At 62.4% G+C, this 25,805-nt stretch carries 18 protein-coding genes, 4 tRNA genes and 2 pseudogenes; 8 read left to right on the top strand and 16 right to left on the bottom strand.

The window, feature by feature from the left end; translation table 11 throughout:
* Positions 1-7: 7 nt before the first annotated feature.
* Positions 8-535, bottom strand: coding sequence for a hypothetical protein (locus tag C2U47_RS07235; protein ID WP_010672814.1), 528 nt, complete (start codon positions 533-535; stop codon positions 8-10).
* A gap of 163 nt (positions 536-698) precedes the next feature.
* Between C2U47_RS07235 and C2U47_RS07240 the strand changes: the two genes are divergently transcribed.
* Entirely contained in the window at positions 699-1,178 is a 480-nt protein-coding gene (locus C2U47_RS07240; protein WP_010672813.1) for a MarR family winged helix-turn-helix transcriptional regulator, read from the top strand.
* Between the two features lie 170 nt (positions 1,179-1,348).
* Here C2U47_RS07240 and C2U47_RS23740 read toward each other — a convergent pair.
* The 6 genes and pseudogenes from C2U47_RS23740 to plsY all read right to left on the bottom strand — a co-directional run.
* Positions 1,349-2,389 (bottom strand): annotated as a pseudogene (locus tag C2U47_RS23740) (IS3 family transposase); the annotation flags it as partial.
* A 98-nt stretch (positions 2,390-2,487) separates the two neighbouring features.
* Positions 2,488-2,563 (bottom strand) — tRNA-Asn (locus C2U47_RS07250).
* Positions 2,564-2,571: 8 nt separating this feature from the next.
* Positions 2,572-2,647 (bottom strand) — tRNA-Phe (locus C2U47_RS07255).
* A 3-nt stretch (positions 2,648-2,650) separates the two neighbouring features.
* Positions 2,651-2,726, bottom strand: a tRNA-Thr gene (locus tag C2U47_RS07260).
* Between the two features lie 52 nt (positions 2,727-2,778).
* Positions 2,779-2,854 (bottom strand) — tRNA-Phe (locus C2U47_RS07265).
* Positions 2,855-2,901: 47 nt separating this feature from the next.
* Positions 2,902-3,564: a glycerol-3-phosphate 1-O-acyltransferase PlsY gene (gene plsY / locus C2U47_RS07270; protein WP_029314836.1), complete on the bottom strand. Its 663-nt coding sequence runs from the start codon at positions 3,562-3,564 to the stop codon at positions 2,902-2,904.
* Between the two features lie 171 nt (positions 3,565-3,735).
* Between plsY and folB the strand changes: the two genes are divergently transcribed.
* From folB to C2U47_RS07285, 3 genes are all read left to right on the top strand, one after another.
* Positions 3,736-4,107 carry a dihydroneopterin aldolase gene (gene folB / locus C2U47_RS07275; protein ID WP_069785562.1) on the top strand — a complete coding sequence of 124 codons (372 nt, stop codon included), beginning with the start codon at positions 3,736-3,738 and terminating at the stop codon, positions 4,105-4,107.
* Complete coding sequence (gene folK, locus C2U47_RS07280) at positions 4,107-4,616, top strand: 2-amino-4-hydroxy-6-hydroxymethyldihydropteridine diphosphokinase (protein WP_039040929.1); 510 nt, start codon at positions 4,107-4,109, stop codon at positions 4,614-4,616. Before folB ends, folK begins: the two co-directional genes overlap by 1 nt.
* Before the next feature lie 117 nt (positions 4,617-4,733).
* Positions 4,734-5,216 carry a YbaK/EbsC family protein gene (locus C2U47_RS07285; RefSeq protein ID WP_048208541.1) on the top strand — a complete coding sequence of 161 codons (483 nt, stop codon included), beginning with the start codon at positions 4,734-4,736 and terminating at the stop codon, positions 5,214-5,216.
* A gap of 9 nt (positions 5,217-5,225) precedes the next feature.
* On the opposite strand, the pseudogene mdtD reads toward C2U47_RS07285, so the two are convergent.
* The 4 genes and pseudogenes from mdtD to C2U47_RS07305 form a co-directional block, all read right to left on the bottom strand.
* Positions 5,226-6,613 (bottom strand): annotated as a pseudogene (gene mdtD / locus C2U47_RS07290) (multidrug transporter subunit MdtD).
* A 61-nt stretch (positions 6,614-6,674) separates the two neighbouring features.
* Positions 6,675-7,802 carry a CobW family GTP-binding protein gene (locus tag C2U47_RS07295; RefSeq protein ID WP_069785561.1) on the bottom strand — a complete coding sequence of 376 codons (1,128 nt, stop codon included), beginning with the start codon at positions 7,800-7,802 and terminating at the stop codon, positions 6,675-6,677.
* A 71-nt stretch (positions 7,803-7,873) separates the two neighbouring features.
* Complete coding sequence (locus C2U47_RS07300) at positions 7,874-9,280, bottom strand: D-arabinono-1,4-lactone oxidase (RefSeq protein ID WP_103261544.1); 1,407 nt, start codon at positions 9,278-9,280, stop codon at positions 7,874-7,876.
* Between the two features lie 115 nt (positions 9,281-9,395).
* On the bottom strand, positions 9,396-10,013 hold the full coding sequence (locus C2U47_RS07305) for a LysE family transporter (protein ID WP_103261545.1): 618 nt from the start codon (positions 10,011-10,013) through the stop codon (positions 9,396-9,398).
* 76 nt (positions 10,014-10,089) lie between these two features.
* Between C2U47_RS07305 and C2U47_RS07310 the strand changes: the two genes are divergently transcribed.
* Positions 10,090-11,007, top strand: a complete 918-nt coding sequence (locus C2U47_RS07310) for a LysR family transcriptional regulator (protein ID WP_103261546.1) — start codon at positions 10,090-10,092, stop codon at positions 11,005-11,007.
* Here the strand turns inward: C2U47_RS07310 and C2U47_RS07315 are convergent.
* The 3 genes from C2U47_RS07315 to C2U47_RS07325 all read right to left on the bottom strand — a co-directional run bounded on the left by C2U47_RS07315 (position 11,004) and on the right by C2U47_RS07325 (position 17,937).
* Positions 11,004-12,575 (bottom strand): EAL domain-containing protein, encoded by a 1,572-nt coding sequence (locus tag C2U47_RS07315; RefSeq protein WP_042864865.1) that lies wholly within the window; start codon positions 12,573-12,575, stop codon positions 11,004-11,006. The two genes, C2U47_RS07310 and C2U47_RS07315, sit on opposite strands and share 4 nt — an antisense overlap.
* 231 nt (positions 12,576-12,806) lie before the next feature.
* Positions 12,807-15,404, bottom strand: a complete 2,598-nt coding sequence (gene acnB / locus C2U47_RS07320) for a bifunctional aconitate hydratase 2/2-methylisocitrate dehydratase (protein ID WP_103261547.1) — start codon at positions 15,402-15,404, stop codon at positions 12,807-12,809.
* Between the two features lie 229 nt (positions 15,405-15,633).
* A complete protein-coding gene (locus C2U47_RS07325; protein WP_103261548.1) occupies positions 15,634-17,937 on the bottom strand; it encodes a patatin-like phospholipase family protein in 2,304 nt (767 codons plus the stop codon).
* Between the two features lie 273 nt (positions 17,938-18,210).
* Here C2U47_RS07325 and C2U47_RS07330 point away from each other — a divergent pair, with 273 nt between their 5' ends.
* The 3 genes from C2U47_RS07330 (at position 18,211) to C2U47_RS07340 (ending at position 22,216) form a co-directional block, all read left to right on the top strand.
* A complete protein-coding gene (locus tag C2U47_RS07330; protein ID WP_069785556.1) occupies positions 18,211-20,121 on the top strand; it encodes a methyl-accepting chemotaxis protein in 1,911 nt (636 codons plus the stop codon).
* Between the two features lie 122 nt (positions 20,122-20,243).
* Positions 20,244-21,890: a methyl-accepting chemotaxis protein gene (locus tag C2U47_RS07335; protein ID WP_069785555.1), complete on the top strand. Its 1,647-nt coding sequence runs from the start codon at positions 20,244-20,246 to the stop codon at positions 21,888-21,890.
* A gap of 143 nt (positions 21,891-22,033) precedes the next feature.
* Complete coding sequence (locus C2U47_RS07340) at positions 22,034-22,216, top strand: hypothetical protein (RefSeq protein WP_017779057.1); 183 nt, start codon at positions 22,034-22,036, stop codon at positions 22,214-22,216.
* A 73-nt stretch (positions 22,217-22,289) separates the two neighbouring features.
* Here C2U47_RS07340 and lpdA read toward each other — a convergent pair whose 3' ends face one another.
* Positions 22,290-23,717 (bottom strand): dihydrolipoyl dehydrogenase, encoded by a 1,428-nt coding sequence (gene lpdA, locus C2U47_RS07345; RefSeq protein ID WP_010675812.1) that lies wholly within the window; start codon positions 23,715-23,717, stop codon positions 22,290-22,292.
* 148 nt (positions 23,718-23,865) lie between these two features.
* On the bottom strand, positions 23,866-25,761 hold the full coding sequence (gene aceF / locus C2U47_RS07350; RefSeq protein WP_103261549.1) for a pyruvate dehydrogenase complex dihydrolipoyllysine-residue acetyltransferase: 1,896 nt from the start codon (positions 25,759-25,761) through the stop codon (positions 23,866-23,868).
* Positions 25,762-25,805 lie beyond the last annotated feature (44 nt).

Raw genomic sequence — 25,805 nt, forward strand, 5'->3', positions numbered from 1 at the left:
GGCCTCCTTAGTCGTTGTTGAAAAAGTCTTCACCCACGTGATCGCCGGCACCGCCGATGGCGCGATAGGCCAGACGACCTGCCACCTGCTCACGGTGATCCACCAGGGTCACCGACGGCTGACCGTTCACTGCGTGGCGTTTGCCAAGGAAGATAGCCATGGGCACCCCCAGATTGGAGACACCGCTGGTTATCCAGAGGCGGTTGAAGTCATAGGAGCCACCGATGAACTCCAGCTGTGCCAGCCCATTGTCCAGACCCGCCAGATAAAAGTTCATGGCACTCTCGTCGGGGAAGAGGTGAACCAGCACATAGGCATAGCGCAGCTCATTGACCAACTCCTTTAGACTGAAAGAACCTGTGTTGCTGCAAGAGAGCGGCAGCTCGCCATCGTAGTGGTGTACCTTGAGGTTGTTGGGGTCCTCGTCATAAGCAGGTTGATAACGCACAAATGCCGCGGTATCCGGCAGTTCATAGCGAACTCTGACCACGCGCAGATCGGCAACCAGGGACTTGATATCCAGGTCGTCATGCATGATTTCACTCCTCAAATATCGGGTTGGAATGGGGCAATTGTCCGATAACCTAACACAACATTCATTAGAGCTGAAATCATTACATCAAAAACCATATTGACCTTGTTATGGATTAGGCGGAGAATTTCGCGCCTCTCCACAGCCCTGCGATGACCCAGACCCCATGGAAAAACATGATGAAGTGCTGATCGCCCTGCGCCAGATCATCCGTGCCATCGACATGCACTCCAAGCGCTTGATCAAGGAAGCCGGCCTGACCTCGCCCCAGCTCCTGCTGCTCAAGGGTATCGACGAGCTTGGCCAGATCTCCATGCGCCAGTTGGCAGATCACACCAACATGAGCCAGGCCACCGCCACCACCATCATGGACCGACTGGAGAGCCGCCAGCTGGTGCAGCGCATTCGCAGCGAAACCGACAAACGCAAGGTGCATGCGACGCTCACCGACGCGGGACGCGCCCTGCTTGCCCAGGCTCCGACCCCCTTGCAGGAGAGTTTCATTCAACGCTTTCAGGCGCTGGAGAACTGGGAGCAGGGGTTGTTGCTCTCTTCCCTGCAACGCATCTCCGCCATGATGAATGCCGACGGCATCGATGCCGCCCCCGTGCTGAGTGTCAGCCCCCTGACCGAAGAGCGGGCCTGAAATCCTGAAGTCCGTTTACATGTTTTCAGTTAACTTCTGGCACTCAGAACCCGATGTACCGCATCGGGGATTCTGCATTGCGAGGCCTAATGCGATCATTCTAGGTTATAACTACCCACCACCTTATGCACCATCTTCCTCGTCTACACCAGGTCCTACGGGCTTTGCTACAGCAACTCTCCTTTCAGTATCCCGTTCACCCGCTCTGCCAGCGCATTCTGATAACAGTCATACCCATCAGTCATCGAGTACTGTACTCCGTACCGTTCATACAGCGTCTGATTCAAGCCTGAGCAATACTGCACCCTGCCGTCCGAGTGATGGATAAACTCCCCGCTGCCACGCCGTTGCTTCAGTGCTCTGCGCCATCACAACCAACTCAGCATGCATCCCTTCGTGCACGTGATGCCCCGCTATCTTACGCGAGAAGGCATCCGTCACCAGGCTCAGGTAGAGTGGCCCGCTCTTTGCCGGCAGGTAAGTGATGTCGGCAACCAAGACCTGCCCTGGCGCCACCGCAGTGATTTTCACCGGGCCGGGTTTGAGCAAGTTGGGATGGCGATAGAAACGCTGAAAACTGTGGAGCGTCTTGTGATAGGCCCGTTTGGGCTGCACCAACAGACGGTGCTCGGCCAATATCCTAAACAGTCTGTCCCACCAGACCGTCAGCCCAGCATCGTCTTGGCCCTGCAGCAGATAATGCTACTTGTGGATGCCCACCCGTAGTGAACTTTGCGCACAAAGCTCACTACCTGCTGCCCTTGTGCATGACGCAGGTCGGCGACCCGATTGCGATTGTAGTCAGCCTAACGGTTTATTCCGAGGAACCAGCAAGCACTGAAGATGGTCAGCTTTTCGACATACCGCTGCGAGAGAGCTTACCAGGTCGTTTTTTACGATTGAGGCGCCTTCAAAGAACTGAGCCTCCAGGCTCATCAGCGCCAGCTACTCGAGCTCCTTGATACGCTGTTCAGACATTTGGTTGTCGGGATCAGGCATGATGTGATCCTGCCAGCTCTAATCGATGCTCCCTGGCTCCAACCCTGCAGACCATGCTTATGCAACCATACCAGAATGGTCGAATTGCCCTGAATGCCATATTGGAATTGTGTCTACTGGTAGGTGAGTTCACCTTTTTCAATCTGCTCGACCAGGGACAATTTAAACCTCAGTGAGTAATCGCGCTGTGTGCGTTTCACACCTTGTCCCATCGAGATCTCCATCTATTCGGGGAAGAAGGTATAAGCCATATTCAGGACGGGGACAACGGGAAAAGAAAAAGCCCAGCATTGCTGCTGGGCTTTTTAATTGGCTCCTCCTGCTGGGCTCGAACCAGCGACCTGCGGATTAACAGTCCGTCGCTCTACCGACTGAGCTAAGGAGGAATTATTCGTGGTGCCCAGAGACGGAATCGAACCGCCGACACGGGGATTTTCAATCCCCTGCTCTACCGACTGAGCTATCTGGGCAAATGGTGCCGGCTACCGGAATCGAACTGGTGACCTACTGATTACAAGTCAGTTGCTCTACCTACTGAGCTAAGCCGGCACACTTCAAACCATTGTGCATGAACACGTTTTTATTTCATGGCACCAAAATATGGTGCCCAGAGACGGAATCGAACCGCCGACACGGGGATTTTCAATCCCCTGCTCTACCGACTGAGCTATCTGGGCGTGGGCGCTATTAAACGGATTTTAGGGCAGGTGGTCAACGGGAAATTTCACTTTTCGTCTCGTTCGTCTCTTTTTTGCGCAGCATCATCCATTTTCATCACTTCTGCTGGTGGGACCGCTCCCCGGCGCCCCCAGAGGCGGGACTCCTCCCCCTTGAGCAGGCGGGTAATATTCTCGTGATGACGGATCAGGATGAGACAGGAGAGCAGGGAGACCGGCAACGTGTATTCCGGTTTGAGCAGATAGGTAAAGAGCGGAGTCAGCAACACGGTCACGATGGACGCCAGTGACGAATAGCCGCTCACCAGCAGCACCAGCAGCCAGGTGGTGATGACGGCGCCCCCCATGGCAAACCCAATGGGCAACATGGTGCCGAGGGCGGTGGCGACGCCCTTGCCACCACGGAAGTGGAAGAAGAGGGGGTACATGTGGCCCAGACAGGCGGCCACCCCGATAAAGCCGAGGTAGACGGGCTTGATCTGCAGATACCAGGCGAGGTAGACGGGGGCCATCCCCTTGAGCACATCGAGAAGCAGTACGATCAGCGCCGCCATCCGGCCGCCGAGGCGCAACACATTGGTCGCCCCCGGGTTGTGGGAACCATGGTCACGGGGATCCGGCAGACCCGTGATGCGGGAAACCAGCACGGCACTGGACAGCGAGCCGCCCAGATAGGCCAGAATAATCATCAAAATCGTCAGGGCCGTCATCTTGGTCGTTTTTACCACGATATGAATGGGGTATGATGCGGGCCACATTCCCAGGCCCGGGCTTGCCCGAAAGCGTGTCGCCCAAACCGGCCGCCAGCGGCAATCTGCTTGCCGGGCCTGCATCCCTGCGCTGTTTTCACAGCCCATCAAGAGTAAAGAAGAAGTACTGTCATGGACAAGGTGTTTATTCGCGGACTCGAGGTTTTGACCACCATAGGGGTATATGAGTGGGAGAAGGGCATTCGCCAGAAGCTCTGTTTCGACCTCGACATGGGGTTTGACAACCGCCCAGCCGCCGCAACCGACGATATCAATCTGGCGCTGGATTACGCCACCCTCTCTCGCAAGATCTGTGATCACGCCCAGGGCAAGATAGTGGAGCTGGTCGAGACCATGGCCGAGCAGGTCGCCGCCCTGGTGCTGGAAGACGAGCGGGTACAGTGGGTCAAGGTGACCCTGACCAAACCGGGTGCCGTGCCCAATGCGGCAGGCGTCGGGGTCGAGATCCTGCGCCATCGCACGCCGGCTGCGAGCGCCAACTGATGACCCGCATCTATATCAGTCTGGGATCCAACATCGATCGGGAACGCCATATCCGCGCCGGCCTCGATGCCCTGCACGCCGAATTCGGCGAGTTGCAGGTCTCCAGGGTATTCGAAAGCGAGGCGGTGGGCTTCAACGGCCGCCCCTTCTACAACCTGGTGGTGGGTGCCGATACCGAGCTGCCCCTGGCGACCCTGTGCCAGCGCCTGCGCGCCATGGAGTTCGCTCACGGCCGCGAGCCGGATGCCAAGAAGTTCGCCCCGCGCACCCTGGATCTCGATCTGCTGCTCTACGGCGAGCTGGTCTGCGAGACACCGCTGGTGCTGCCCCGCGGCGAGATCCTCACCAACGCCTTCGTGCTCTGGCCGCTGGCGGAGCTGGCTCCCACATTCCGCCATCCCATCGATGGTCGCACCATCGGTGAGCTGTGGGCAGGTTACAACAAAGCCTCCCAGCGCCTTGACCCCATTCCCTTCCACTGGAAAGCGGGCGAATTGCAGCATCACTGAACAACAAGGGCACACTCGGGTGTCCTTGTTGATGACTCCGCTGATGACGGATAAGAAACAGTGATTGGGCCTGCGCCGGTGCAAGTGGCAGGATGACCGCCATCACAGGAGAACCCCATGCCACTCGATGCCATTCACGACTTCAACCGTCAGTTGCTCACCGGCCTACCCCACCAGCACTTCGAGCACGAACCCATCCTCGATTACGCCACCGACGAGCGGGTCAAGGCTCGCCTCGGCTGGCAGGCCGAGTTCAGCAAGACCCTTTTCCTCAAATTCAAGGATGGTCGCTTCGCCCTGCTGCTGACCCACAGGGACGGCCGGCTCGACAGCAAGGCGGTCAAGGCGGCGCTCGGTGCCAAACCCTCCATCTGCACCGCCGACGAGATGCAGACCGAGATTGGCTGCCTGCCGGGAGCCGTCTGCCCCTTCCTGCCCCGCGCCGACATCCCCCTGCTGGTGGATCCCGTGCTCATGAATCACCACGCCTTTACCTGGACGCCGGGCCACCCCGAGCAGACTTTCCTGCTGGAGACCACCCACCTGGCCGGACTGCTGGCCCGATTGCCCTGCGACGTGAGCTACCTGCCCGCCCCCTGAGCCTGGGACTCAGCGCTTTTCCCGCGCCAGCTGGGCGAAGATCAGCGCCGCCAGCATGGACATCAGACCGATGCACAGATAGGTGAGGTGGAACCCCTCCAGCCAGCGGCCACTCTCCTCGGGCTGGCCGATGGAGAAGAGCCCCAGCAGGCTGGCGGCGATGGCCACCCCCAGGCTCATGGAGAGCTGCATCACCACCGACAGCAGACCGTTGCCGCTGCTGGCGTGCTCGCTGCTGAGATCCTGCAGGGTCAGGGTGTTCATGGCGGAAAATTGCAGGGAGTTGATGGCGCCAAAGACCGCCAGCCACACCAGCAGTACGCCGTGGGGCACCTGGTTGTCGATGAAATAGAAGCTCGCGATCATGGCCCCGAGCGCCAGGGTGTTGCCGATCAGGATGCGGCGATAACCGATGCGCGGAATGAGCTTGTTCACCAGCGTCTTGGTCAGCATGGCGCCGATCACCGTGGGGATCATGGTCATCCCCGCCTTGCTCGGGGAGAAGCCGAGCCCCAGTTGCAGGAAGAGCGGGGTGAGAAACGGCATGGCGCCGCTGCCGAGGCGGGCAAACAGATTGCCCCAGATACCGATGGCGAAGGTGGACGTCTTGAACAGCGCCAGACTGAACAGGGGCTGCTCCGCCGTGGCGGCATAGAGCCAGTAGCTCGCCATGGCGGCCAGGCCGAACAATACCGCAAACAGGGCCCAGCCGGTTGAGATGCTATGCTCCCCCAGGCCTTGCAGACCGACGGATACCAGCACCATGCCGACACTGAACAGCACAAACCCCTGCCAGTCAAACCTGGCGGTGTGCTGGCGAAGGTCGGGCATGAAGTGCCAGCTCGCCACGAAGCCGAGCAAGCCCACCGGCAGGTTGATGAGGAAGACCCAGTGCCAGCTCGCCACCTCCACCAGCCAGCCCCCCAGGGCCGGGCCGATGAGGGGGCCGAGCAGACCGGGGATGGTGACGAACGACATCACCCTCAGCAGCTCATGCTTGCTGTAGACCCGCAGCACCGCCAGACGCCCGATGGGCATCAGCAAGGCCCCCCGACCCCTTGCAACACCCGGGCGATCACCAGCATGGGCAGAGTGTTGGCGATGGCACAGGCCAGGGAACCCAGGGTAAACAGCAGGATGGCGACCAGATAGACCCGGCGGGTGCCGAATCTGTCCGCCAGCCAGCCGGAGGCGGGAATGAGCAGGGCCACCGTCAGCATGTAGGCGATGATGACGGACTGCATCTGCAGCGGACTCTCGCCCAGGGCCTCGGCCATGCTGGGCAGGGCGGTGTTGAGGATGGTGCCATCCAGGGTCTGCATGAAAAAACCGACCGCCGTCAGCCAGGGCAGCCATTTGCGCTGGGCGGGCGTCACCATCGGGGAGCTGTCAGGCATGGTTCTGTCTCTCCTCATCACATAAGAAAAGACCCGCACGAGCGCGGGTCATATCAGCATATCAGGCATCCGGCTGGCCGAGCATGGCCTTGAGGTGCTCTTCCAGGCTGGGTTCGGGGGCCTTGAGGGTTGAGAGGAACAACTGCTCTATGCCTACCCTGTCCTGGCTCTTCACGATGAACACCAGCCGGGACTGGGCCTTGCCTTCGGGCCACTCCCCCAGCGCCTGCAACGGATAGAGCTGGCCGTGCACCCCGTGGATCACCACTGGCTGGCTCTCCCCTTCAAGTTGCAATATCCCCTTGAGACGCAGCAGGGCATCACCGTATTGCGCCTGCACCGCATCGATGGCGGCCAGCAGGCGGGAGGGCTTGAGCGGCTCGCCGATGCGCAGGGAGAAACTTTCGATATTGCCGTGCTCGAAGCGGGTGGGCGCGGCCGTCCCCACCTTGGCGGCAAACGGCGTCATCTTCGGCTGCATGGGCGAAGCCAGCCCCTGTTTCGGGGATTCGGTACGCAGCCAGGCCAGCAACTGGCGCACGTCGCGCCCCGCCGCCTCGTTGTAGGCGCCGAGCTTCTCCAGCACCGCGGGTGAGAGCACGCCATTGCTGACCCGCTGGATGGGAGCTGCCGGATTGAGGGTCGCCAGTTGGGCTTCCACCCGAGCAAGGGTCTCTTCATCCACCAGATCGCCCTTGCTCACCACCAGCAGATCCGCCAGCGCCACCTGTTTGACCGCCTCATATTGAGCCGCAAGCTGCTGCTCGATATGACCGGCATCCACTACGGTGACGGTGCCGTCGAAGCGGTAGCGCTGGGCGATAAAGCCCTCTTCCCTCAACGTGAACAGCACGGGGGCCGGATCGGCCAGACCCGTGGTTTCGATGATCAGCCGTTTGAAGGGTTTGATTTTGCGCTGGATGGCTTTCATGAAGAGCCCCTGCAGCGCCTCCACCAGGGATCCCTGCACCGAGCAGCAGATGCAGCCGGAATCGAGCAGCACCACCTGCTCGTCCACCTGCTGTACCAGATGGTGATCCAGCCCCACGGAGCCGAACTCGTTGATGAGCACGGCGCACTCCCCGAGCTCGGGCTGCTTGACCCAGTGGTTGAGCAAGGTGGTCTTGCCGCTGCCGAGAAAGCCGGTCAGCAGGGTCACGGGGATGCGGGTGTCTTGCATGTCTGTCATCGGGTTGCCCCCCCTCTGATCGGCAGGAGGATGAGTAAGCGAGTGTCTTGCATATCGGTCATGTCAGATCCTTACCGGTTGGCGAACAGGTCGCCGAGCCAGCGGTTTTCGAAACGGCCATGGGGGTCAAGCTCCCGCTTCAGGGCCAGGAAGTCGTGCCAGCGCGGCAACAGGGCCGGGAAGTCGTAGAGGTCCATCGCCAGGTGCTTGCCGAAATGGGGAATGCCGCCGAGGGGCACCAGCAGTTGCTGCAACTCGCGCATCTGCTCCATGGAGCCCCCGACAAAGGTCCCGTCCGCCGCCAGATAGACCAGAAAACCTATCCAGCACACCGACTTGTCATGGGCGGCACTGAGCCACGCCACGGAGGGACCGGTGCAGCGCAGGATGAAGGGGTAGTGCAGCACGCCGGGGTTCGCCTCCTGCCATGCCTGCAGGATTGCAAGGGCCTCCTCCATGCGTTCGAGGGGCACGGCCACCTCGCAGTTGATCTGGGGAGCAGGAATTCCCTTGCAGAGGATCTGGTAGACGTTGCCCACCAGATCCGAGGCGTCCTTGAAGCGGCGTACCGTCTCGAAGTGCTCGCCTGCTCTGGCCTCGTCCTTGGTGTCTCTGGCCATCTTCTGCAGGGTCGCGTCTATGGTGGCATTGAGCGCCAGGTTCATGCGCTCATCCATGTCTCCCTCCAGCACCAGCGGCTCGCTGCCCCCAGCGCGGTAGCGGGCCACCTCGTCATCGGAGGCGGGATCCACCAGCCAGATGTGGCTCTCGCCGGTCCAGGCGAACCACCAGCTCTTCACGAAGACGTGCTCCCGGTTGAGGCGCTCGTTGTGTTCCAGCAGGAAGGGGTAGTCGGTGGTGAACTTGGTGCAGCGCATGATGCGGTTGGGCACGGTGTTGAGGGTCACATCCAGCAGGATACCGAGCATCCCCATGCCCATCACGAAGGCGCCGAAGCGCGGATCGGTGCGCTCCACACGGATGATGTCGCCGCTCGCCAGCATCACGGTCAGGGCAGCCACCGCATCGCACAGGGCGGACTGGTGCAGTCCCTGCCCATGGGTGCCGGTGCTGAGCGCACCGCCCAGGGTCTGGATGCCGATGACGCCGGGGGATGCCGGCAGCATGCGATCCATGGCGATGAGGTCGGCATAGACGGTATCAAGCGGCGTCCCCGCCAGGTAGGTCACCGTATCGGCAGTCTTGTCCAGCTGGCCGCGCAGGTGGTGCAGGTCCACCAGCAGCGCCTGGCTGCCTTCCGCGTAGACGCTGTGGATGGGTTCGAAAGAGAGGCCGGAGCCGATGAGCCGCAGCTTGCGCTCGGGGTATTCCCGCAGCAGTTGCTGCAGCTCGTCACGGGTCGTCGGGCGCCACACCTGATCAAGGGCGCCGAGGGGGTTGGTTCTGGACCAGTTGAACAGCACCTCCCGATTGCCAATCGCCTTGATGCTGTGAAATGCCTGGAACCTGACCGTCATACCGCGCCTCATCTGACTTCAAAATGAGCGCCAATTCTACCGAAAAGTGGCTGCCAAGGCATGAAAAACAAGACCCTACAGTCGGGGGTGGATAGGGGGAGCGCCCCTCCCCGCCTCAGCGCGTTTGCTGGGTCAATGCCAGCAACATGCCGAATCCCACCAGCAGGCCCCCGAACACCCGATCGATCCAGTGGCGTACCGCCAGCAGTCGGTCCCGCACCGCAGGGGTGGAGAAGAAGAGCGCCACCGCACCAAACCAGAGGGCGTGCGCCAGCGCGATGAAGGCGCCATAGCCGATCTGGACCGCCAGCGGCGTCTGCGGCTGCACCACCTGCATGAAGAGGCTGACGATGAAGATGGTGGTCTTGGGATTGAGCACATTGGTCAAAAATCCGGTGCGCAGCGCCCCCAGGCTGGAGAGGGCAGGCTGACAGATGCGCTCTTCATCGGCAGCCGGTTTGGCCCGCAGCATCTTGATGCCGAGGAAGATGAGATAGGCGGCCCCCGCCAGCTTGATGAGGTTGAACAGCCAGAGGGATTGCTGGATCAGCAGGCCCACCCCCAGCAGGGTGTAGGCCACGTGCACGCAGACCCCGGCCGCGATGCCGATCGCCGTCAGCACGCCGGTGCGGCGCGAGAGCAGCAGGCTGTTGCGCGACACCATGGCAAAGTCGGGCCCGGGGCTGATGACGGCAAAGAGGGTAATGGCCACTACGGCTAACAGTTCGGTCATGAAAAGAGTCCTGATTAGAGAGGATATCGGCTATTTTATTTGCCAATAACACCAATAACGAACGATGATTTCTGACATGAATGGTGAAAAAAACTCACAAAAAGCCCTCTCGCTTCCCTCCCTCACCGCCCTGCGCTGTTTCGAGGTGGCTGCCCGCACCGAGCATTTCGGCCGCGCCGCCGATGAACTGCATCTCACCCATGGCGCCATCAGCCGGGCGGTACGACTGCTCGAGGAGGATCTAGGGGTCATGCTGTTCGAGCGGCGCCAGCGCCGGGTCTTTCTGACCGACGCGGGTGAACGGTTCTATCAGGCGGTCAGAGAGGGGTTGGGCAGCATCCGCCAGACGGCGCAGGCCCTGCGCCAGCAGAGCCGTCCCCAGTCGCTGGTGCTCTCCTGCGAACCCACCCTCCTTATGCGCTGGCTGATCCCGCGCTGGCCCGCCTTCCAGGCTCTGCACCCGGAGCTGGACGTACACCTGATGACGGGCGGTGGCGCCCTCAGCTTTGGCAGCGGCATCGATCTCGCCATCCGGCGCAACGACTTTCACTGGCCTGCCGAGCTCTACAACCAGTTGCTGTTCGAAGAGCGGACCGGCCCTGTCTGCCCGCCGGGCAAGGTGGCGCACTTCTTTGAATCCAGGGGGGATGTGCAGGCCCTCAGGCCAACGGCCCCCCGTCTGCACACCAAGACCCGTCCGGGCGCCTGGTTGGAGTGGCAGCAGCACGCAGGCATGCCCGCCAACGAGGAGGTGCCGGGTCAGACCTTCGAGCACTTCTATTTCAGCCTGCAGGCGGCAGTCGCCGGGCTGGGAGTCGCCATCGGCCCCTACCGCCAGGTGTGCGACGATATCGAGGCCGGTCTGCTGGTGGCACCGCTCGGCTTCGTCCCCGACGGCACCGGCTATCACCTCCTCGCCCCCGCGCCACCCGAACCCGGCAGCCCCCACGACATCCTGGTGAACTGGCTGCACAGCCTGGTGGGCGCGGCCTAGCCCTGGGCGGTGCGCCCGGCGGCGACCTGTATCTCTCCCGCCGTCAGCTCCCGGCAGAACTGGCGTATCGGCATGGGGCGGGCAAACAGGTATCCCTGCAGATACTGGACCCCCTTGCCTCTCAGATAGGCGGCCTGCTGCTCCGTCTCCACCCCTTCGGCCACCAGGGACAACCCCAGCCGTCCCCCAAGGTCGATGACGTTGTCCACGATGTGCTCGGAGAGGGACTCCGTCCCGATACGGCCGATGAAGGAGCGGTCGATCTTGAGATAGTCCACGTGGAATTGCTGCAGATAGATGAGGCTGGAGTGGCCGGTGCCAAAGTCATCGATGGCGAGCTGCACCCCCATCTCGTCGAGCTGGCGAAACAGGGAGAGGGTCTGCGGGCTGGTCACCAGCAGCTCCCGCTCCGTGAGCTCCAGCACCAGCACCACCCGTCCCGGCACGAAATGGCCGAGGAAGTCGCGGCACTCCGCCACCAGGGAGAGGTCCCGGCAGTGGATGGCACTGATGTTGAAGCTGATGTGAAATGCCTCGGGCAGCTGCTCCTGTACCGGGTGGAGTGTCTTGGCCACCGTCTTCATCAGGTTGACCGTCATGGGCACGATCAGGCCAGACTCTTCCGCCTGGGGGATGAAGAGATCGGGGCGGATCAGCCCCTCGGTGGCATGTTGCCAGCGCATCAGTACCTCGGCTCCCACCATCTTGCCGCCCTTGCTGGCGATCAGCGGTTGCAGATAGGGGACAAATTCCTTGGCTCGCAGCCCGCGCCTCAGCTCGTCCGTCAGGGCCCCCGGCCGCCCAAGCAGCCACCACACCAGCAGTGAGAGCACCAGCGAACTGACTCCCAGCCAGATCAGTTGCAGATGGCGAGCCTCCCACAGGGCACGCCAGTAGATCGGCATGGCATAACCGGCGTGGATGGTGAAGGGGTAACGCTGGGAGGCGAGTATCAGGGCAAACTTGCTGTGCAGTTTCGGCGGATCGCTTTGGAAGTGGCCGGACTCATCGAGCCAGGCGGACCCCACCTGCAAGAACAGCTCGCTGGGATCGCTGCTCAGGGTAAGCATGAAACTGAGCTGACTGCTGTCAATGGCGCTCAGTGCCGCATCACGCCCCCGCTCCTGACGCACCACCAGCAAGGGGTGATTCTTGCGCACCAGGTTGCCGCTCATCAGCAGCAACTTGCGATCCGTGTAGCGGGAGCCGTCATCCACTTCCCTGGCAGGCCCGAACAGCGAGGTGCAGTTGATGATCCCCTGTCGCACCAGATTGATGGAGCGCAGGAACGGCTCCAGCGCCACCCGCTTGCGCAGCAGCAGCAGGTTGTCGCTGCAAGGTCGACCGGCCAGCGGCAATACCTCGAGGTTGGCCCGCTCGGCCTGATCCAGCATGCGCTCCAGCAAGGTTCTGGCCTTGCTGGCTGACGCGCTGGCATCGTTCTTCAGCTCCTGCTCGTAGCTGTCGTGCACCATCCACCCTCCCACCACCAGGGGCAGGGCCAACACCAGCAAGGCACAACCAAGGCGCCACTTCATGCGGGCCAGATCAATCCGGAACAGAAACATAGCAACCACGCCGCAATGCGCGGGCCCGCTTCGCAGGTACCGCGGTATAAAAGTGCCCACCAGGAAACGGTGGGGCCATCATGGCCAGACAACGAAAGCGCAACGCGCGTACCAGGCAAATCGACGACGCCGTTGCTGGGCATGGCGGGTCATTATCGCGCAGCCCCCTGAAATGGAAAATGCCGCGTCGAGACGCGGCATTGTTATTTTCAGTGGTCAGACCGGCGAGTCTCAGACCGCTTGCTGCAGGATCACCGCATCGGCCTTCTTGGTGTAGGAGGCGATCTCGTTGAAGTTCAGGTAGCGGTAGGTGTCGGCCGCAGTGGCGTCCAGGGTCTTGGCATACTGCAGGTACTCGGCCACGGTCGGGATCTTGCCGATGATGGCGGCAACTGCAGCCAGCTCGGCAGAGGCCAGATAGACGTTGGCACCCTTGCCCAGGCGGTTCGGGAAGTTGCGGGTGGAGGTGGAGACCACGGAGGCCCCTTCCGCTACCCGCGCCTGGTTGCCCATGCAGAGGGAACAGCCCGGAATCTCGATGCGGGCACCGACCCGACCAAAGATGCCGTAGTAGCCCTCTTCGGTCAGCTGATCCTTGTCCATCTTGGTGGGCGGCGCGATCCACATGCGGGTCGGCAGCTCGCCCTGATACTTCTCGAGCAGTTTGCCGGCGGCGCGGAAGTGGCCGATGTTGGTCATGCAGGAACCGATGAACACCTCGTCGATCTTGTCACCCGCCACGTCGCTCAGCAGACGGGCATCGTCCGGATCGTTCGGCGCGCACAGGATCGGCTCCTTGATGGTGGCCAGATCGATCTCGATGATCTCGGCGTACTCGGCGTCCTTGTCCGCTTCCATCAGCACCGGGTTGGCCAGCCACTCTTCCATCCCCTTGATGCGGCGGGTGATGGTGCGCACGTCGCCGTAGCCTTCAGAGAGCATCCACTTCAGCATCACGATGTTGGACTTCAGATACTCGATGATCGGCTCTTTATCCAGCTTGATGGTGCAACCGGCGGCGGAACGCTCGGCGCTGGCGTCCGCCAGCTCGAATGCCTGTTCCACCTTCAGGGTCGGCAGACCTTCGATCTCGAGGATGCGGCCGGAGAAGATGTTCTTCTTGCCCGCTTTCTCGACGGTCAGCAACCCTTTCTGGATGGCGGCGTAGGGGATGGCATGGACCAGGTCACGCAGGGTGATACCCGGTTGCAGCTCGCCCTTGAAGCGCACCAGCACGGATTCCGGCATGTCCAGCGGCATCACGCCGGTGGCGGCGGCGAAGGCCACGAGGCCAGAGCCCGCCGGGAAGGAGATACCAATGGGGAAACGGGTGTGGGAGTCACCACCGGTACCCACGGTATCCGGCAGCAGCATGCGGTTCAGCCAGGAGTGGATGACGCCGTCACCCGGACGCAGAGAGACACCGCCGCGGTTCATGATGAAGTCCGGCAGGGTGTGGTGAGTCTGTACGTCGATGGGCTTGGGGTAGGCCGCGGTGTGGCAGAAGGACTGCATGGTCAGATCGGCGGAGAAACCGAGGCATGCCAGGTCTTTCAGCTCGTCGCGGGTCATGGGGCCCGTGGTGTCCTGGGAGCCGACCGTGGTCATCTTGGGTTCGCAGTAGGTGCCCGGGCGAATGCCCTTCACGCCGCACGCCTTGCCCACCATCTTCTGGGCCAGGGTGAAGCCTTTGCCGGTGTCGGCGACAGGCTGCGGACGACGGAACACGGTGGAGAACGGCAGACCCAGCGCTTCGCGGGCCTTGTCGGTCAGGCCGCGGCCGATGATCAGCGGAATGCGGCCACCGGCGCGCACTTCGTCGATCAGCACCTCGGTCTTCAGTTCGAACCGGGCCAGCACCTCGTCGGTGCCGTGGCGGGTGATCTTGCCCTCATAGGGGAAGATGTCGATGACATCGCCCATCTCCAGTTTGGAGACGTCCACTTCGATGGGCAGGGCGCCGGCATCTTCCATGGTGTTGAAGAAGATCGGGGCAATCTTGCCGCCGAGGCAGACGCCGCCGGCACGCTTGTTCGGCACGAACGGAATGTCGTCGCCCATGAACCAGAGCACGGAGTTGGTGGCGGATTTACGGGAAGAGCCGGTACCGACCACGTCACCCACGTAAGCCAGCGGGAAGCCCTGCTCTTTCAGGGCATCGATGGTCTTGATGGGGCCGATGACGCCATCCTTGTCCGGGGTGATGCCGGGACGGGCGTTCTTCAGCATCGCCAGGGCGTGCAGCGGAATGTCCGGGCGGGACCAGGCGTCCGGCGCCGGCGACAGATCGTCGGTGTTGGTTTCGCCGGTCACCTTGAACACGGTGACGGTGATCTTCTCGGCCAGGGCCGGGCGGTTCAGGAACCACTCGGCGTCGGCCCAGGATTGCAGCACCTGCTTGGCGTGGGCATTGCCCGCCTTGGCCTTCTCTTCCACGTCGTGGAAGGAGTCGAACATCAGCAGGGTGTGGGAGAGACCCTTGGCGGCAAGAGGAGCCAGGGTCGCATCGTCCAGCAGGTCGATCAGCGGCTGAATGTTGTAACCACCCTGCATGGTACCGAGCAGCTCGACGGCTTCGGCGGCAGTCAGGATGGGGGAATGGGCCTCGCCTTTGGCGACGGCAGTGAGGAAGCCGGCTTTCACATAGGCCGCTTCATCAACACCCGGGGGAATGCGGGAGGACAACAGTTCTTTCAGAAAGTCCTGTTCGCCGGCGGGCGGATTCTTGATCAGCTCAACCAGGGCGGCGACCTGCTCTGCGTCCAGAGGTTTGGCAACCACGCCTTCGGCGGCACGTTCTGCGACGTGTTTACGGTATGTTTCAAGCACGACTAATTCCTCTTTGGTCTTTTTTTTGGGGTTCGCCCAAGCTCGCGGCGATCGTCCTTGCGGGACACCCGTAGGGTGCCCCCCACTATATAAGTTTTAACGACTAATTAAAATCCAAACCCTGTACAGTTATTCATCAAACCAGCATAACCATATAAACCCATTAGGTTTTTTTAGAGTGACAAGCCGCCCACCCAAGGTGAGTTAACAAAAAGGCAGCATTTCGCCCTTATTGGAACGTAGTGCCCAATTGCAGATAGAACATGTCGTGCCCCCCCTCCGCCACGCCATAGCCGAGGAAGATGGGACCGAGGAAACTCTCCACCCCCATATAGAGGGAACCCGAGGTATAGGAGGATTCGATGCTGATGTCCTCTCCCTTGTCCCAGACCCCCCCTTGCTCGAGGGAGCCCCCGAGGAACAGGGGGGCCTTGAAGGCACCGAAGTCGTTGTCCGCCACCCGGTAGATGTAGCGCAATCCGCCGAACAGGCTGTAGCGACCGCTCAACTGGTAATGCTGGAAGCCGGACATGCGGAACAGCCCCCCCAGATCCTGCACGAACAGCGGTACCGTCTCCTGGGAGCTTGAGCCGCCCCCTTCCAGCATCAGGTTGAGGCTGTGCCTGTCCCAGGACCAGGGCTTGATCATCACCAGCCGGTAATTCACCCCCTCGGCCTGCTCGGAGGGGCCGTCCGAGGGATCGAGATCGACGTAGGAGTAGCCCCCCTTGATGTCCCAATAGACCCCCTGATAGGGGAAGTAGCGGCTGTCGAGGGTGTCGTGCTCGAAGCGGATGTAGGGTCCCCAGGCGGAGGCATCGGCATCCGCGTTGGTGAGGTTCTGGATCTCCACGCTGCCGATCTTGCCCTCCAGCCCAAGGGAGAAGCGGCTCCAGGGCTGGCGATTCCAGCCGACGGCGAGATCCACGCTGGTGAAGCTGTACTCGGAGTCCAGATAGCTGACCCCGGACGACGACCTGCTCTCTTCCGGGAAGAAGACCCGTCGCTGGGTCTTGTCGTAGGCCAGGCTCGTCTCGCCGAAGTAGGTCTGGGAAGGCTCCAGTGGGGTGTAGAAGTCGGTCTTGAGGTGCTTGGCGGTCCCGAGGGACGCCTCGGTCAGCCACTCGCCTCCCCAGTCGTTGACGTTGGTCAGGGTGTAGGACATGCCGACGTTGTAGTTGGATCTGCTCTCGAAGTCATCGGAGAAACCGAGCTGGAAGTTGAGATAACCCGGCCCCCAGTTCTTCTCGCTGGCGTCCACCACCAGCACGTTCTCCCCGTCCCGCTCCTCCACCTCGTAGGTGATGCGATCGAACGACTCCAGGGCGTAGAGGCGACGGATCCCCGCCTCCAGGCTCTCGTAGGTCTGCACCTTGTCCGGACGCACGTTCAGCATGGCCCGCACCGTGTCGTCGGAGAGGCGCGACTTGTTGATGATCTCCACCTTGTCGATGTAGTAGGCGGGCTGGCCGCTGCGCTCGGCGCGCCGGCTCAGCTTGCCGTTGCGATAGTCGGCGTAGGCGGCGGGCGAGAGAGAGAGCGCATCGAGCCGGGCCGCTGCACTGTTGGCGACCGCCTCCCCGATCTTGATCCCCTCCGGCATCAGGGCGAAGTCGGCGATCCCCATGTTGCCGAACTCGGGGGTCAGCAGGATGTCCCCGGGGCCGAGCAGCGCCTTCTGCTTTTCGGTCCCCACCTGGGTCATGTAGGTAGTGAGCTGATCGATCATGGCCAATCCCGACTTGAGGGACTCCCGGGTACGCAGCTTGGCGCCGATGTCCACCGCGATCACCACGTCGGCCCCCATGGCCTTGGCCACGTCCACCGGCATGTTGTTGACCGTGCCGCCGTCGGCCAGGATGCGGCCGTCCCAGTCCACCGGCTTGAGGGCACCGGGAATGGACATGGAGGCCTGCATCGCCTTGGCGAGGCTGCCGTGATCCAGCACGAAGGGGGTCACCGTCTCCATGTCGGTCGCCACCGCGCGATAGGGGATAGGCAGGTTGTCGAAGCTCTTTTGCGCCGGCAGGTTGGAGGTGGCGTGGCGCAGCAGGCTGGCCATGGACTGTCCCTGGAAGAAGCCGTCCGGCAACTGGGTCTGGTCACCGTTGACCCCGATGTCGGTGCGCAGCTGGTACTTCTCGGTCTGCTGCTTCTTGCGCAGGGAGAGCTCGTCGCGCCCCACCTTGTCCTGATAGCCCTTGTTCCAGTCGATGGCCAGCGTCGTGCGCTCCACCTCCTCGGCGCTGAGCCCCATGGCATACATGCCCGCCACATAGGAGCCCATGCTGGTCCCGACGATGATGTCCACCGGGATGTGCTTTGCCTCCAGCACCTTGAGCACCCCGATATGGGCCGACCCCTTGGCCCCGCCGCCGCTCAGTACCAGGGCGATCCTCGGACGATCCATCTTGGTTGCCCCCGGGTTTCTGGCCGAAGGCGCGGGATCATTGGCTCCGGCCGCCGCCATGAACGGCAGGGTCGCCAGCAGGAGCACGAGCAGGTGGGTCCATCCCCGATGAAAGATGCGCATATGAGAGTCCATAAATCCGGTGCGAGTCGAGCGGGCAGGCCGCCAGTCAGGTGCAGCCTACTATAAGTGCAAGCACTTTAACCGCAAGCCGGGGTGCTGGCGAGGGGTCGCCCCGCTTGCAACAATGTCTCGGCAAAATCGGGCGCCAATCCAGTCCAATCCGGGTGTGAGCGCAAACGTTAATCGACAATAAACGCCCCCGCCGCCTCAAGAGCGCGCCAAATCAGCCGCTATTATGAGTTCAACCCTGGTTCACACTTCCGAGTCACCCTTATGTTCGCAAGCCTGACACTGAAACAGAAAATTCTGGCCACCGTCATCCTCGCCGTGGCCCTCTCCTGCCTGCTGGTGGGCTATTTCAGCCAGCGTTCTGCCCAGCAGCTGATCGAGAACCGCATGTTCGAGCAGGAGCTGCCCAACCTGACCCAGCGCATCGGCAAGGAGATCGAGAAGGATCTCACTTCGGTCGCCAATGCCGCCAGACAGCTTGCCAACGACCGCTTCGTGCTGGACTGGGTCGAGCGCGGCATGCCAAAAGAGCAGGAGTCCATCCTCATCAACCAGCTCAAGGACATGACGAGCCAGTATGGCCTGGTCACCGCCTCCTTCGCCGATCGCCAGAGTGCCGCCTACTACAACCAGGACGGTTTTCTGCGCATTCTTAATCACGAGCAGGACAACTGGTTCTATGACTACACCAAGAGCCGCCAGGATCTGATGCTCAGCATCTTTCGGGAGAGCAACGGCGAGGTGAAACTGTTCGTCAACTTCCAGCAACTCGACGGACGCGGCCTCGCCGGCCTCGCCAAATCCCTCGACAGCATGGTCAGCATGCTCGCCAACTTCCGCATCGGCGACAGCGGCTTCGTCTTCATGACAGACGGCAGCGGCAAGGTGAAGCTGCACCCCGACGCCGCCCGCATCGATCGGGACAACCTGACCCAGCTGGCCAGCGGCAGCAGCACCAACCTGCTCAACAAGCAGCCCTTTGCAGCCACCCGTGCCGAGGTCGACGGCCAGCCCGTGATCCTGGCCAGCAGCTACATCCCCCTGCTCGACTGGTATCTGGTGGCCCAGGTGCCGGAGGCCGAGATTTATGCCGAACTGGACAGAGCGCGCCTGCACATGGTGCTGGTCAGCCTGGCCATCGCCGTCGGCATGGGGCTGCTCGGCGTTCTCCTGGCGGGCTCCGTGAGCCGCCCCCTCAACGAACTGGCCCGCCTGTTCCGCGAACTCGGCAGCGGTGATGGCGACCTCACCCATCGCCTCAAGGTCGATGGCCGTGACGAACTGGCCCAGGTGGCGACCGGCTTCAACAACTTTGTCGCCAAGATCCACGGCTCCATCGAACAGGTGGCGAGCAACTCCCGCCAGCTCGCCGCCACCGCCAACGAGGTGGCCGCCAAGGCCCAGCTCACCCAGCACAACTGCACCGCCCAGCGGGATCGCACCGTCCAGGTCGCTACCGCCATCCACGAGATGGGGGCCACCGTCACCGAGATCGCCGGCAATGCGTCTCTCGCCGCCGACGTCGCCAAGCAGGCCAACGAGCAGGCCGATGCGGGGGCCCAGGTCGTCGCCCAGGCCCGTCACGGCATCGTCGGCCTCTCCGGTGAAATCGAACAGGTCGCCGGGGTCATCGAGTCCCTGGCGAGCCAGACCGACTCCATCGGCAGCATCCTCGACACCATCCGCAGCATCTCGGAGCAGACCAACCTGCTGGCCCTCAACGCCGCCATCGAGGCTGCCCGCGCTGGCGAGCAGGGCCGTGGCTTCGCCGTGGTGGCCGACGAGGTGCGCAACCTCGCCAGCCGCTCCGCCGCCTCCACCGCCGAGATCCAGGGCATGATCAACAGCCTCCAGGAGCAGAGCGCCCGCGCCGTCAGCGCCATGGCCCAGGGGCGCAACCAGAGCCTGCGGGTGGTGACCCAGGCCGACGAGGCCAACGGCGCCCTCGACCAGATCACCGGGCACATCACCCAGATCAGCGACATGAACATCCAGGTCGCCACCGCCACCGAAGAGCAGTCCAGCGTGGTCGGGGAGATCAACCGCAACGTGGAGGACATCAACCAGCTCACCATGGAGACCGCCGACATCGCCCACCAGTTGACCGAGTCCAGCCGCAGCCTGCAGCAGCTCTCCGGCGAGCTCGACAAGCTGGTCGGCAACTTCCGGTTATAAGATGAAAGGGCGCTGCGGCGCCCTTTTTTCACCGGGTCGACAGGGAATACCGACCCCCATGACGGCGAACCGTCATGACAAGCCGCTACAGTAGCGACACAGCAACACACCAAGGAGTCAACATGCTGGCAGGCAACCTCACCATCAAAACCCAACTGATCCTGGCCGTCACCGTGCCCTGTCTCGCCCTGCTGCTGGTTGGCGCCGCCAGTCTGCGCAGCATGGACAACATCAGGCAGCAGGCCGAAGAGCTGTTCCAGAATACTGCCACCCCCATGCGGGCCATGGCGGAAGTAGCCTCCCGCATCCCGCGCATGCGCGTCGGCATCGACATGATGCTGCTGCAGGACACCTCCCTGCGCGACGAAAAGGGGGTGCTGACCCGGGTCAAGGAGACCCGCGAGGAAGACATTCCCGAGATGCGCCAGGCCATGGAGCAGGCCGTCAAGGCTCAGGTCGATCCGGACGCCCGGGCCAAGGCCCAGACCCTGCTCGATCAATTCACCCGGGTGGAGCGGGAGGAGCTGACCCCCATGTTGCAGGCGCTCTCTGACAACAAGATGGACGAGGCACGCGCCATCTACCGGGATCGCTACAGCCAGAGCTACGGGGTCATGCGCAAGGGCGCCAATGAACTGCTCGACGGGTTGATAGGTCAGGCCCAGCATCGCAACGACCTGAGCGAAAACAGCTATGACAGCGGTCGTACCCAGATGATCGCCATCATCGTCATCGCCATCGCCATCTCGCTGCTCGTCTCGACCCTCATCCTCATCGGGCTGCGCCGCCGGGTCTCCTTCCTGCAATCCCATATTGGCGAGGTGGCCCGCCACCTCGCCCTCGACAGCCGCGCCAGTCTCACCGGCAAGGACGAGCTGGCCGAGATTGCCCACAGCTTCAACCAGTTCGTGACACGGATCCACGGGGCCATCGTGCAGGTGGCGAGCAACTCCCGCCAGGTGGCCGCCACCGCCAGCGAGGTGGCCGCCAAGGCCCAGCTCACCCAGCACAACTGCACCGCCCAGCGGGATCGCACCGTCCAGGTCGCTACCGCCATCCACGAGATGGGGGCCACCGTCACCGAGATCGCCGGCAATGCGTCTCTCGCCGCCGACGTCGCCAAGCAGGCCAACGAGCAGGCCGATGCGGGGGCCCAGGTCGTCGCCCAGGCCCGTCACGGCATCGTCGGCCTCTCCGGTGAAATCGAACAGGTCGCAGGGGTCATCGAGTCCCTGGCGAGCCAGACCGACTCCATCGGCAGCATCCTCGACACCATCCGCAGCATCTCGGAGCAGACCAACCTGCTGGCCCTCAACGCCGCCATCGAGGCCGCCCGCGCCGGCGAGCAGGGCCGTGGCTTCGCCGTGGTGGCCGACGAGGTGCGCAACCTCGCCAGCCGCTCCGCCGCCTCCACCGCCGAGATCCAGGGCATGATCAACAGCCTCCAGGAGCAGAGCGCCCGCGCCGTCAGCGCCATGGCCCAGGGCCGCAACCAGAGCCTGCGGGTGGTGACCCAGGCCGACGAGGCCAACGGCGCCCTCGACCAGATCACCGGGCACATCACCCAGATCAGCGACATGAACATCCAGGTCGCCACCGCCACCGAAGAGCAGTCGAGCGTGGTGGGTGAACTCAACCGCAACGTGGAGGACATCAACCAGCTCACCATGGAGACCGCCGATATCGCCCATCACTTGACCGAGTCGAGCCGCAACCTGCAGCACCTCTCCGGCGAGCTCGACAAGCTGGTCGGCAACTTCCGCCTCTGAGCGTCCGGCACCTCTTCCTGACCCGCACCAGGGCGCTTCGGCGCCCTTCTTCATGACCACGGCAAGCCGTGACGCACGGGGGATACACCGCCTCCCACCGCCCTGCCACATGCCTCATAATCAGGAAAACGCGAGGAGGTATGATGGGCAAGCTGGTCGTGATGATAGTGCTGGGGGGGCTGCTCAGTGCCTGCAGCAGCGGGCCCGTGCGGGTACACGGGGCCGATGTGAGCGTGGACGATACCCGGATCCGGGTCAGTGATGGGGATCGCGGAGGCTACGGTACCTTCTGCCCACCGGGACAGGCCAAGAAGGGGCGCTGCTGAGCGCTGGGTGCCGAAAGACAGACAACAAAAAGCCGCTCCATGGAGCGGCTTTTCTTATGAAACGGGCAGAAGATTATTTTTTCTTCTTGGCCTTGGCGTTCGGCAGGTCGGTGATGGAGCCTTCGAACACTTCGGCAGCCAGACCCACGGACTCGTGCAGAGTCGGGTGAGCGTGGATGGTCAGCGCGATGTCTTCGGCGTCGGCACCCATCTCGATGGCCAGACCGATTTCACCCAGCAGTTCACCGCCGTTGGTGCCCACGATGGCACCACCGATGACGCGGCCGCTCTCCTTGTCGAAGATCAGCTTGGTCATGCCGTCGGAGCAGTCGGACGCGATGGCGCGACCGGAAGCAGCCCACGGGAAGGTGGCGACTTCGAAGTTCAGACCCTGTTGCTTGGCTTCCTTCTCGGTCAGACCCACCCAGGCCATCTCCGGCTCGGTATAGGCGATGGACGGAATCACTTTCGGGTCGAAGTAGTGCTTCTTGCCGGCGATGACTTCGGCCGCCACGTGGCCTTCGTGTACACCCTTGTGGGCCAGCATGGGCTGACCGACGATGTCGCCGATGGCGTGGATGTGGGCCACGTTGGTACGCAGCTGCTTGTCGACTTCGATGAAACCGCGCTCGTTGACGGCAACACCGGCCTTCTCGGCATCCAGCATCTTGCCATTCGGTACACGGCCTACGGCAACCAGCACGTTGTCGTAGCGAACCGGCTCGGCCGGGGCGTGCTTGCCTTCGTAGGAGACGTACAGGCCGTCTTCACGGGCTTCAACGGCGGTGACCTTGGTCTCCAGCATGATGTTGAATTTCTTGGCAACGCGCTTGGTGTAGATCTTGACGATGTCTTTGTCGGCAGCCGGTACCAGCTGGTCGGCAAATTCCACCACGTCGATCTCGGAACCCAGGGAGGAGTACACGGTCCCCATCTCCAGACCGATGATGCCGCCACCGATGACCAGCAGCTTGCCAGGAACGGTCGTCAGCTCCAGCGCATCGGTAGAGTCCCATACGCGGGGGTCGTCATGGGGGATGAACGGCAGCTTCACCGGACGGGAACCGGCAGCGATGATGGCGTTGTCGAAGGTGACGGTGGTCTTGCCGTCGGCGCCTTCCACTTCCAGGGTGTTCGGGCCGGTGAACTTGCCAAAGCCGTTCACGACCTGGACTTTACGCATCTTGGCCATGCCAGCCAGACCGCCGGTCAGCTGGTTGATGACCTTCTCTTTCCACAGACGCACCTTGTCGATGTCGGTCTGCGGGGCACCGAAGACGATGCCGTGCTCGGCCAGCGCCTTGGCTTCTTCAATGACTTTGGCGACGTGCAGCAGTGCCTTGGACGGGATGCAACCCACGTTCAGACAGACGCCACCCAGGGTGGAGTAACGCTCGACGATAATGGTATCCAGACCCAAGTCAGCCGCACGGAAGGCAGCGGAATAACCGGCAGGGCCAGCACCCAGTACTACGACCTGGGTTTTGATTTCTTTACTCATCATGACCTCTTTGTCGTTCTTATATCCCCGGACAGCACAGTCTTATGCCAAACAAGGCCGCTGCAGCCGTGAAAAAAACGGGGCAAGTTTACAATCCTGTTAACGAAATGAGAAGCAAAAAGGGCGGGCTCTGGGCCCGCCCTCTCACTTACAGGACCAGTCGACGAATGTCGGACAACACACCACTCAGGGTGGTGATGAAGCGGGCACCGTCGGCGCCATCGATGACGCGGTGGTCGTAGCTCAGAGCCAGCGGCAACATCAGACGCGGCACGAACTCTTTACCGTTCCACTTCGGCTTCATCTCGGACTTGGAGACGCCCAGGATGGCCACTTCCGGCGCGTTGACGATCGGGGTAAAGCTGGTACCGCCGATGCCACCCAGGCTGGAGATGGTGAAGCAACCGCCCTGCATGTCGGCAGCGGTCAGCTTGCCGGCACGGGCCTTCTTGGAGATCTCGGCCAGATCGCGGGACAACTCGTGGATGCCCTTCTTGTTGACGTCGCGAACCACCGGAACCACCAGGCCGTTGGGGGTATCCACCGCCACACCGATGTGGATGTACTTCTTCATGATCAGCTTGCTGCCGTCTTCGGACAGGGCGCTGCAGAAGCGCGGATGGGCTTCCAGGGCCTTGGCGGCCGCCTTCAGGATGAACACCAGCGGGGTGATCTTCACGTCCAGCTTCTGCTTCTCGGCCAGGATGTTCTGCTCTTTGCGGAACGCTTCCAGATCCGTGGTATCGGCTTCGTCGAACTGGGTGACGTGGGGGATCATGGCCCAGTTGCGGTGCAGGGCAGGACCGGAGATCTTCTGGATACGGGTCAGTTCCAGCTCTTCGACCGGGCCGAACTTGCTGAAATCAACCTTCGGCCAGGCCACGACGCTCATGCCGTTGCCAGTGCCGGTGCCGGCAGCCGGAGCGGACTCGGCGCGCTTGACCGCATCCTTCACGTAAGCCTGCACGTCTTCTTTGACGATGCGACCCTTGCGACCGGAGGCTTTCACCTTGGCCAGGTTGACACCGAACTCGCGCGCCAGACGGCGTACTGCCGGGGAGGCGTGGACGTAGGCGTCGTTGGCGACGAAATCGGAGGCGGCAGCAGCCTGGGCAACCGGCGCAGGAGCGGCGGCAGCCGGCGCGGCAGCAACGGGCGCTGCGGCAGGAGCCGGAGCAGCCACGGCAGCCGGAGCGGCACCCGCCACTTCGAATACCATGATCAGGGAACCGGTGGAGACCTTGTCACCCGCCTTCACCTTGATCTCCTTGACCACGCCAGCGAACGGCGCAGGCACTTCCATGGAGGCCTTGTCGCCTTCCACGGTGATCAGGGACTGGTCGGCTTCAACCTTGTCACCCACGGCGACCATGATTTCGGTCACTTCCACTTCGTCACCGCCGATGTCCGGCACGTTGACGTCCTTGGCACCGGCGGCAACCGGAGCAGCGGCAGCCACGGGGGCAGCAGCAGGAGCCGGCGCGGCAACAGCGGCCGGGGCAGCGCCCGCCACTTCGAAGACCATCACCAGGGAGCCGGTAGAAACCTTGGCGCCGGCGGCGACCTTGATCTCGACCACGCGGCCGGCGAACGGTGCCGGTACTTCCATGGAGGCCTTGTCACCTTCCACGGCGATGATGGACTGGTCGGCTTCAACCATGTCACCCACGGCAACCATGATCTCAGTCACTTCGACTTCGTCACCACCGATGTCCGGCACGTTGACGTCCTGGCGAGCGGCAGCAGCAGGAGCGGCGGCCGGCGCGGCAGCAACCGGGGCAGCAGCCTGGACCGGAGCCGGTGCGGCAGCACCCTCGGATTCGAAGACCATGATCTGGGAACCGGTGGCAACCTTGTCGCCCACCTTGATCAGGATCTCTTTGACGATACCGGCGGCCGGAGCCGGGACTTCCATGGAAGCCTTGTCACCTTCCACGGCGATCAGGGACTGGTCCAGCTCGACCTTGTCACCCACGGCCACCATGATCTCGGTGACTTCAACTTCATCGGCACCGATATCCGGCACCATAATCTGTTTGGACATTGCGCTTTATCCTCTTGCGTGCATCCGCGTGGCTGCCTGAGCAT

The sequence above is a fragment of the Aeromonas sp. ASNIH7 genome (genome assembly GCF_002903485.1).
Classification (GTDB): domain Bacteria; phylum Pseudomonadota; class Gammaproteobacteria; order Enterobacterales; family Aeromonadaceae; genus Aeromonas; species Aeromonas caviae.

Excerpts from the sequence above, each read along its gene's own strand:
- folK (WP_039040929.1), top strand. The coding sequence starts at position 4,107 with ATGACCCGCATCTATATCAGTCTGGGATCCAACATCGATCGGGAACGC.
- C2U47_RS07305 (WP_103261545.1), bottom strand. The coding sequence starts at position 10,013 with ATGACCGAACTGTTAGCCGTAGTGGCCATTACCCTCTTTGCCGTCATC.
- C2U47_RS07330 (WP_069785556.1), top strand. The coding sequence starts at position 18,211 with ATGTTCGCAAGCCTGACACTGAAACAGAAAATTCTGGCCACCGTCATC.
- C2U47_RS07315 (WP_042864865.1), bottom strand. The coding sequence starts at position 12,575 with ATGTTTCTGTTCCGGATTGATCTGGCCCGCATGAAGTGGCGCCTTGGT.
- C2U47_RS07340 (WP_017779057.1), top strand. The coding sequence starts at position 22,034 with ATGGGCAAGCTGGTCGTGATGATAGTGCTGGGGGGGCTGCTCAGTGCC.
- lpdA (WP_010675812.1), bottom strand. The coding sequence starts at position 23,717 with ATGAGTAAAGAAATCAAAACCCAGGTCGTAGTACTGGGTGCTGGCCCT.
- C2U47_RS07335 (WP_069785555.1), top strand. The coding sequence starts at position 20,244 with ATGCTGGCAGGCAACCTCACCATCAAAACCCAACTGATCCTGGCCGTC.
- plsY (WP_029314836.1), bottom strand. The coding sequence starts at position 3,564 with ATGACGGCCCTGACGATTTTGATGATTATTCTGGCCTATCTGGGCGGC.
- folB (WP_069785562.1), top strand. The coding sequence starts at position 3,736 with ATGGACAAGGTGTTTATTCGCGGACTCGAGGTTTTGACCACCATAGGG.
- C2U47_RS07300 (WP_103261544.1), bottom strand. The coding sequence starts at position 9,280 with ATGACGGTCAGGTTCCAGGCATTTCACAGCATCAAGGCGATTGGCAAT.
- C2U47_RS07310 (WP_103261546.1), top strand. The coding sequence starts at position 10,090 with ATGAATGGTGAAAAAAACTCACAAAAAGCCCTCTCGCTTCCCTCCCTC.
- C2U47_RS07285 (WP_048208541.1), top strand. The coding sequence starts at position 4,734 with ATGCCACTCGATGCCATTCACGACTTCAACCGTCAGTTGCTCACCGGC.
- C2U47_RS07295 (WP_069785561.1), bottom strand. The coding sequence starts at position 7,802 with ATGACAGACATGCAAGACACCCGCATCCCCGTGACCCTGCTGACCGGC.
- C2U47_RS07235 (WP_010672814.1), bottom strand. The coding sequence starts at position 535 with ATGCATGACGACCTGGATATCAAGTCCCTGGTTGCCGATCTGCGCGTG.
- aceF (WP_103261549.1), bottom strand. The coding sequence starts at position 25,761 with ATGTCCAAACAGATTATGGTGCCGGATATCGGTGCCGATGAAGTTGAA.
- C2U47_RS07240 (WP_010672813.1), top strand. The coding sequence starts at position 699 with ATGGAAAAACATGATGAAGTGCTGATCGCCCTGCGCCAGATCATCCGT.
- C2U47_RS07325 (WP_103261548.1), bottom strand. The coding sequence starts at position 17,937 with ATGCGCATCTTTCATCGGGGATGGACCCACCTGCTCGTGCTCCTGCTG.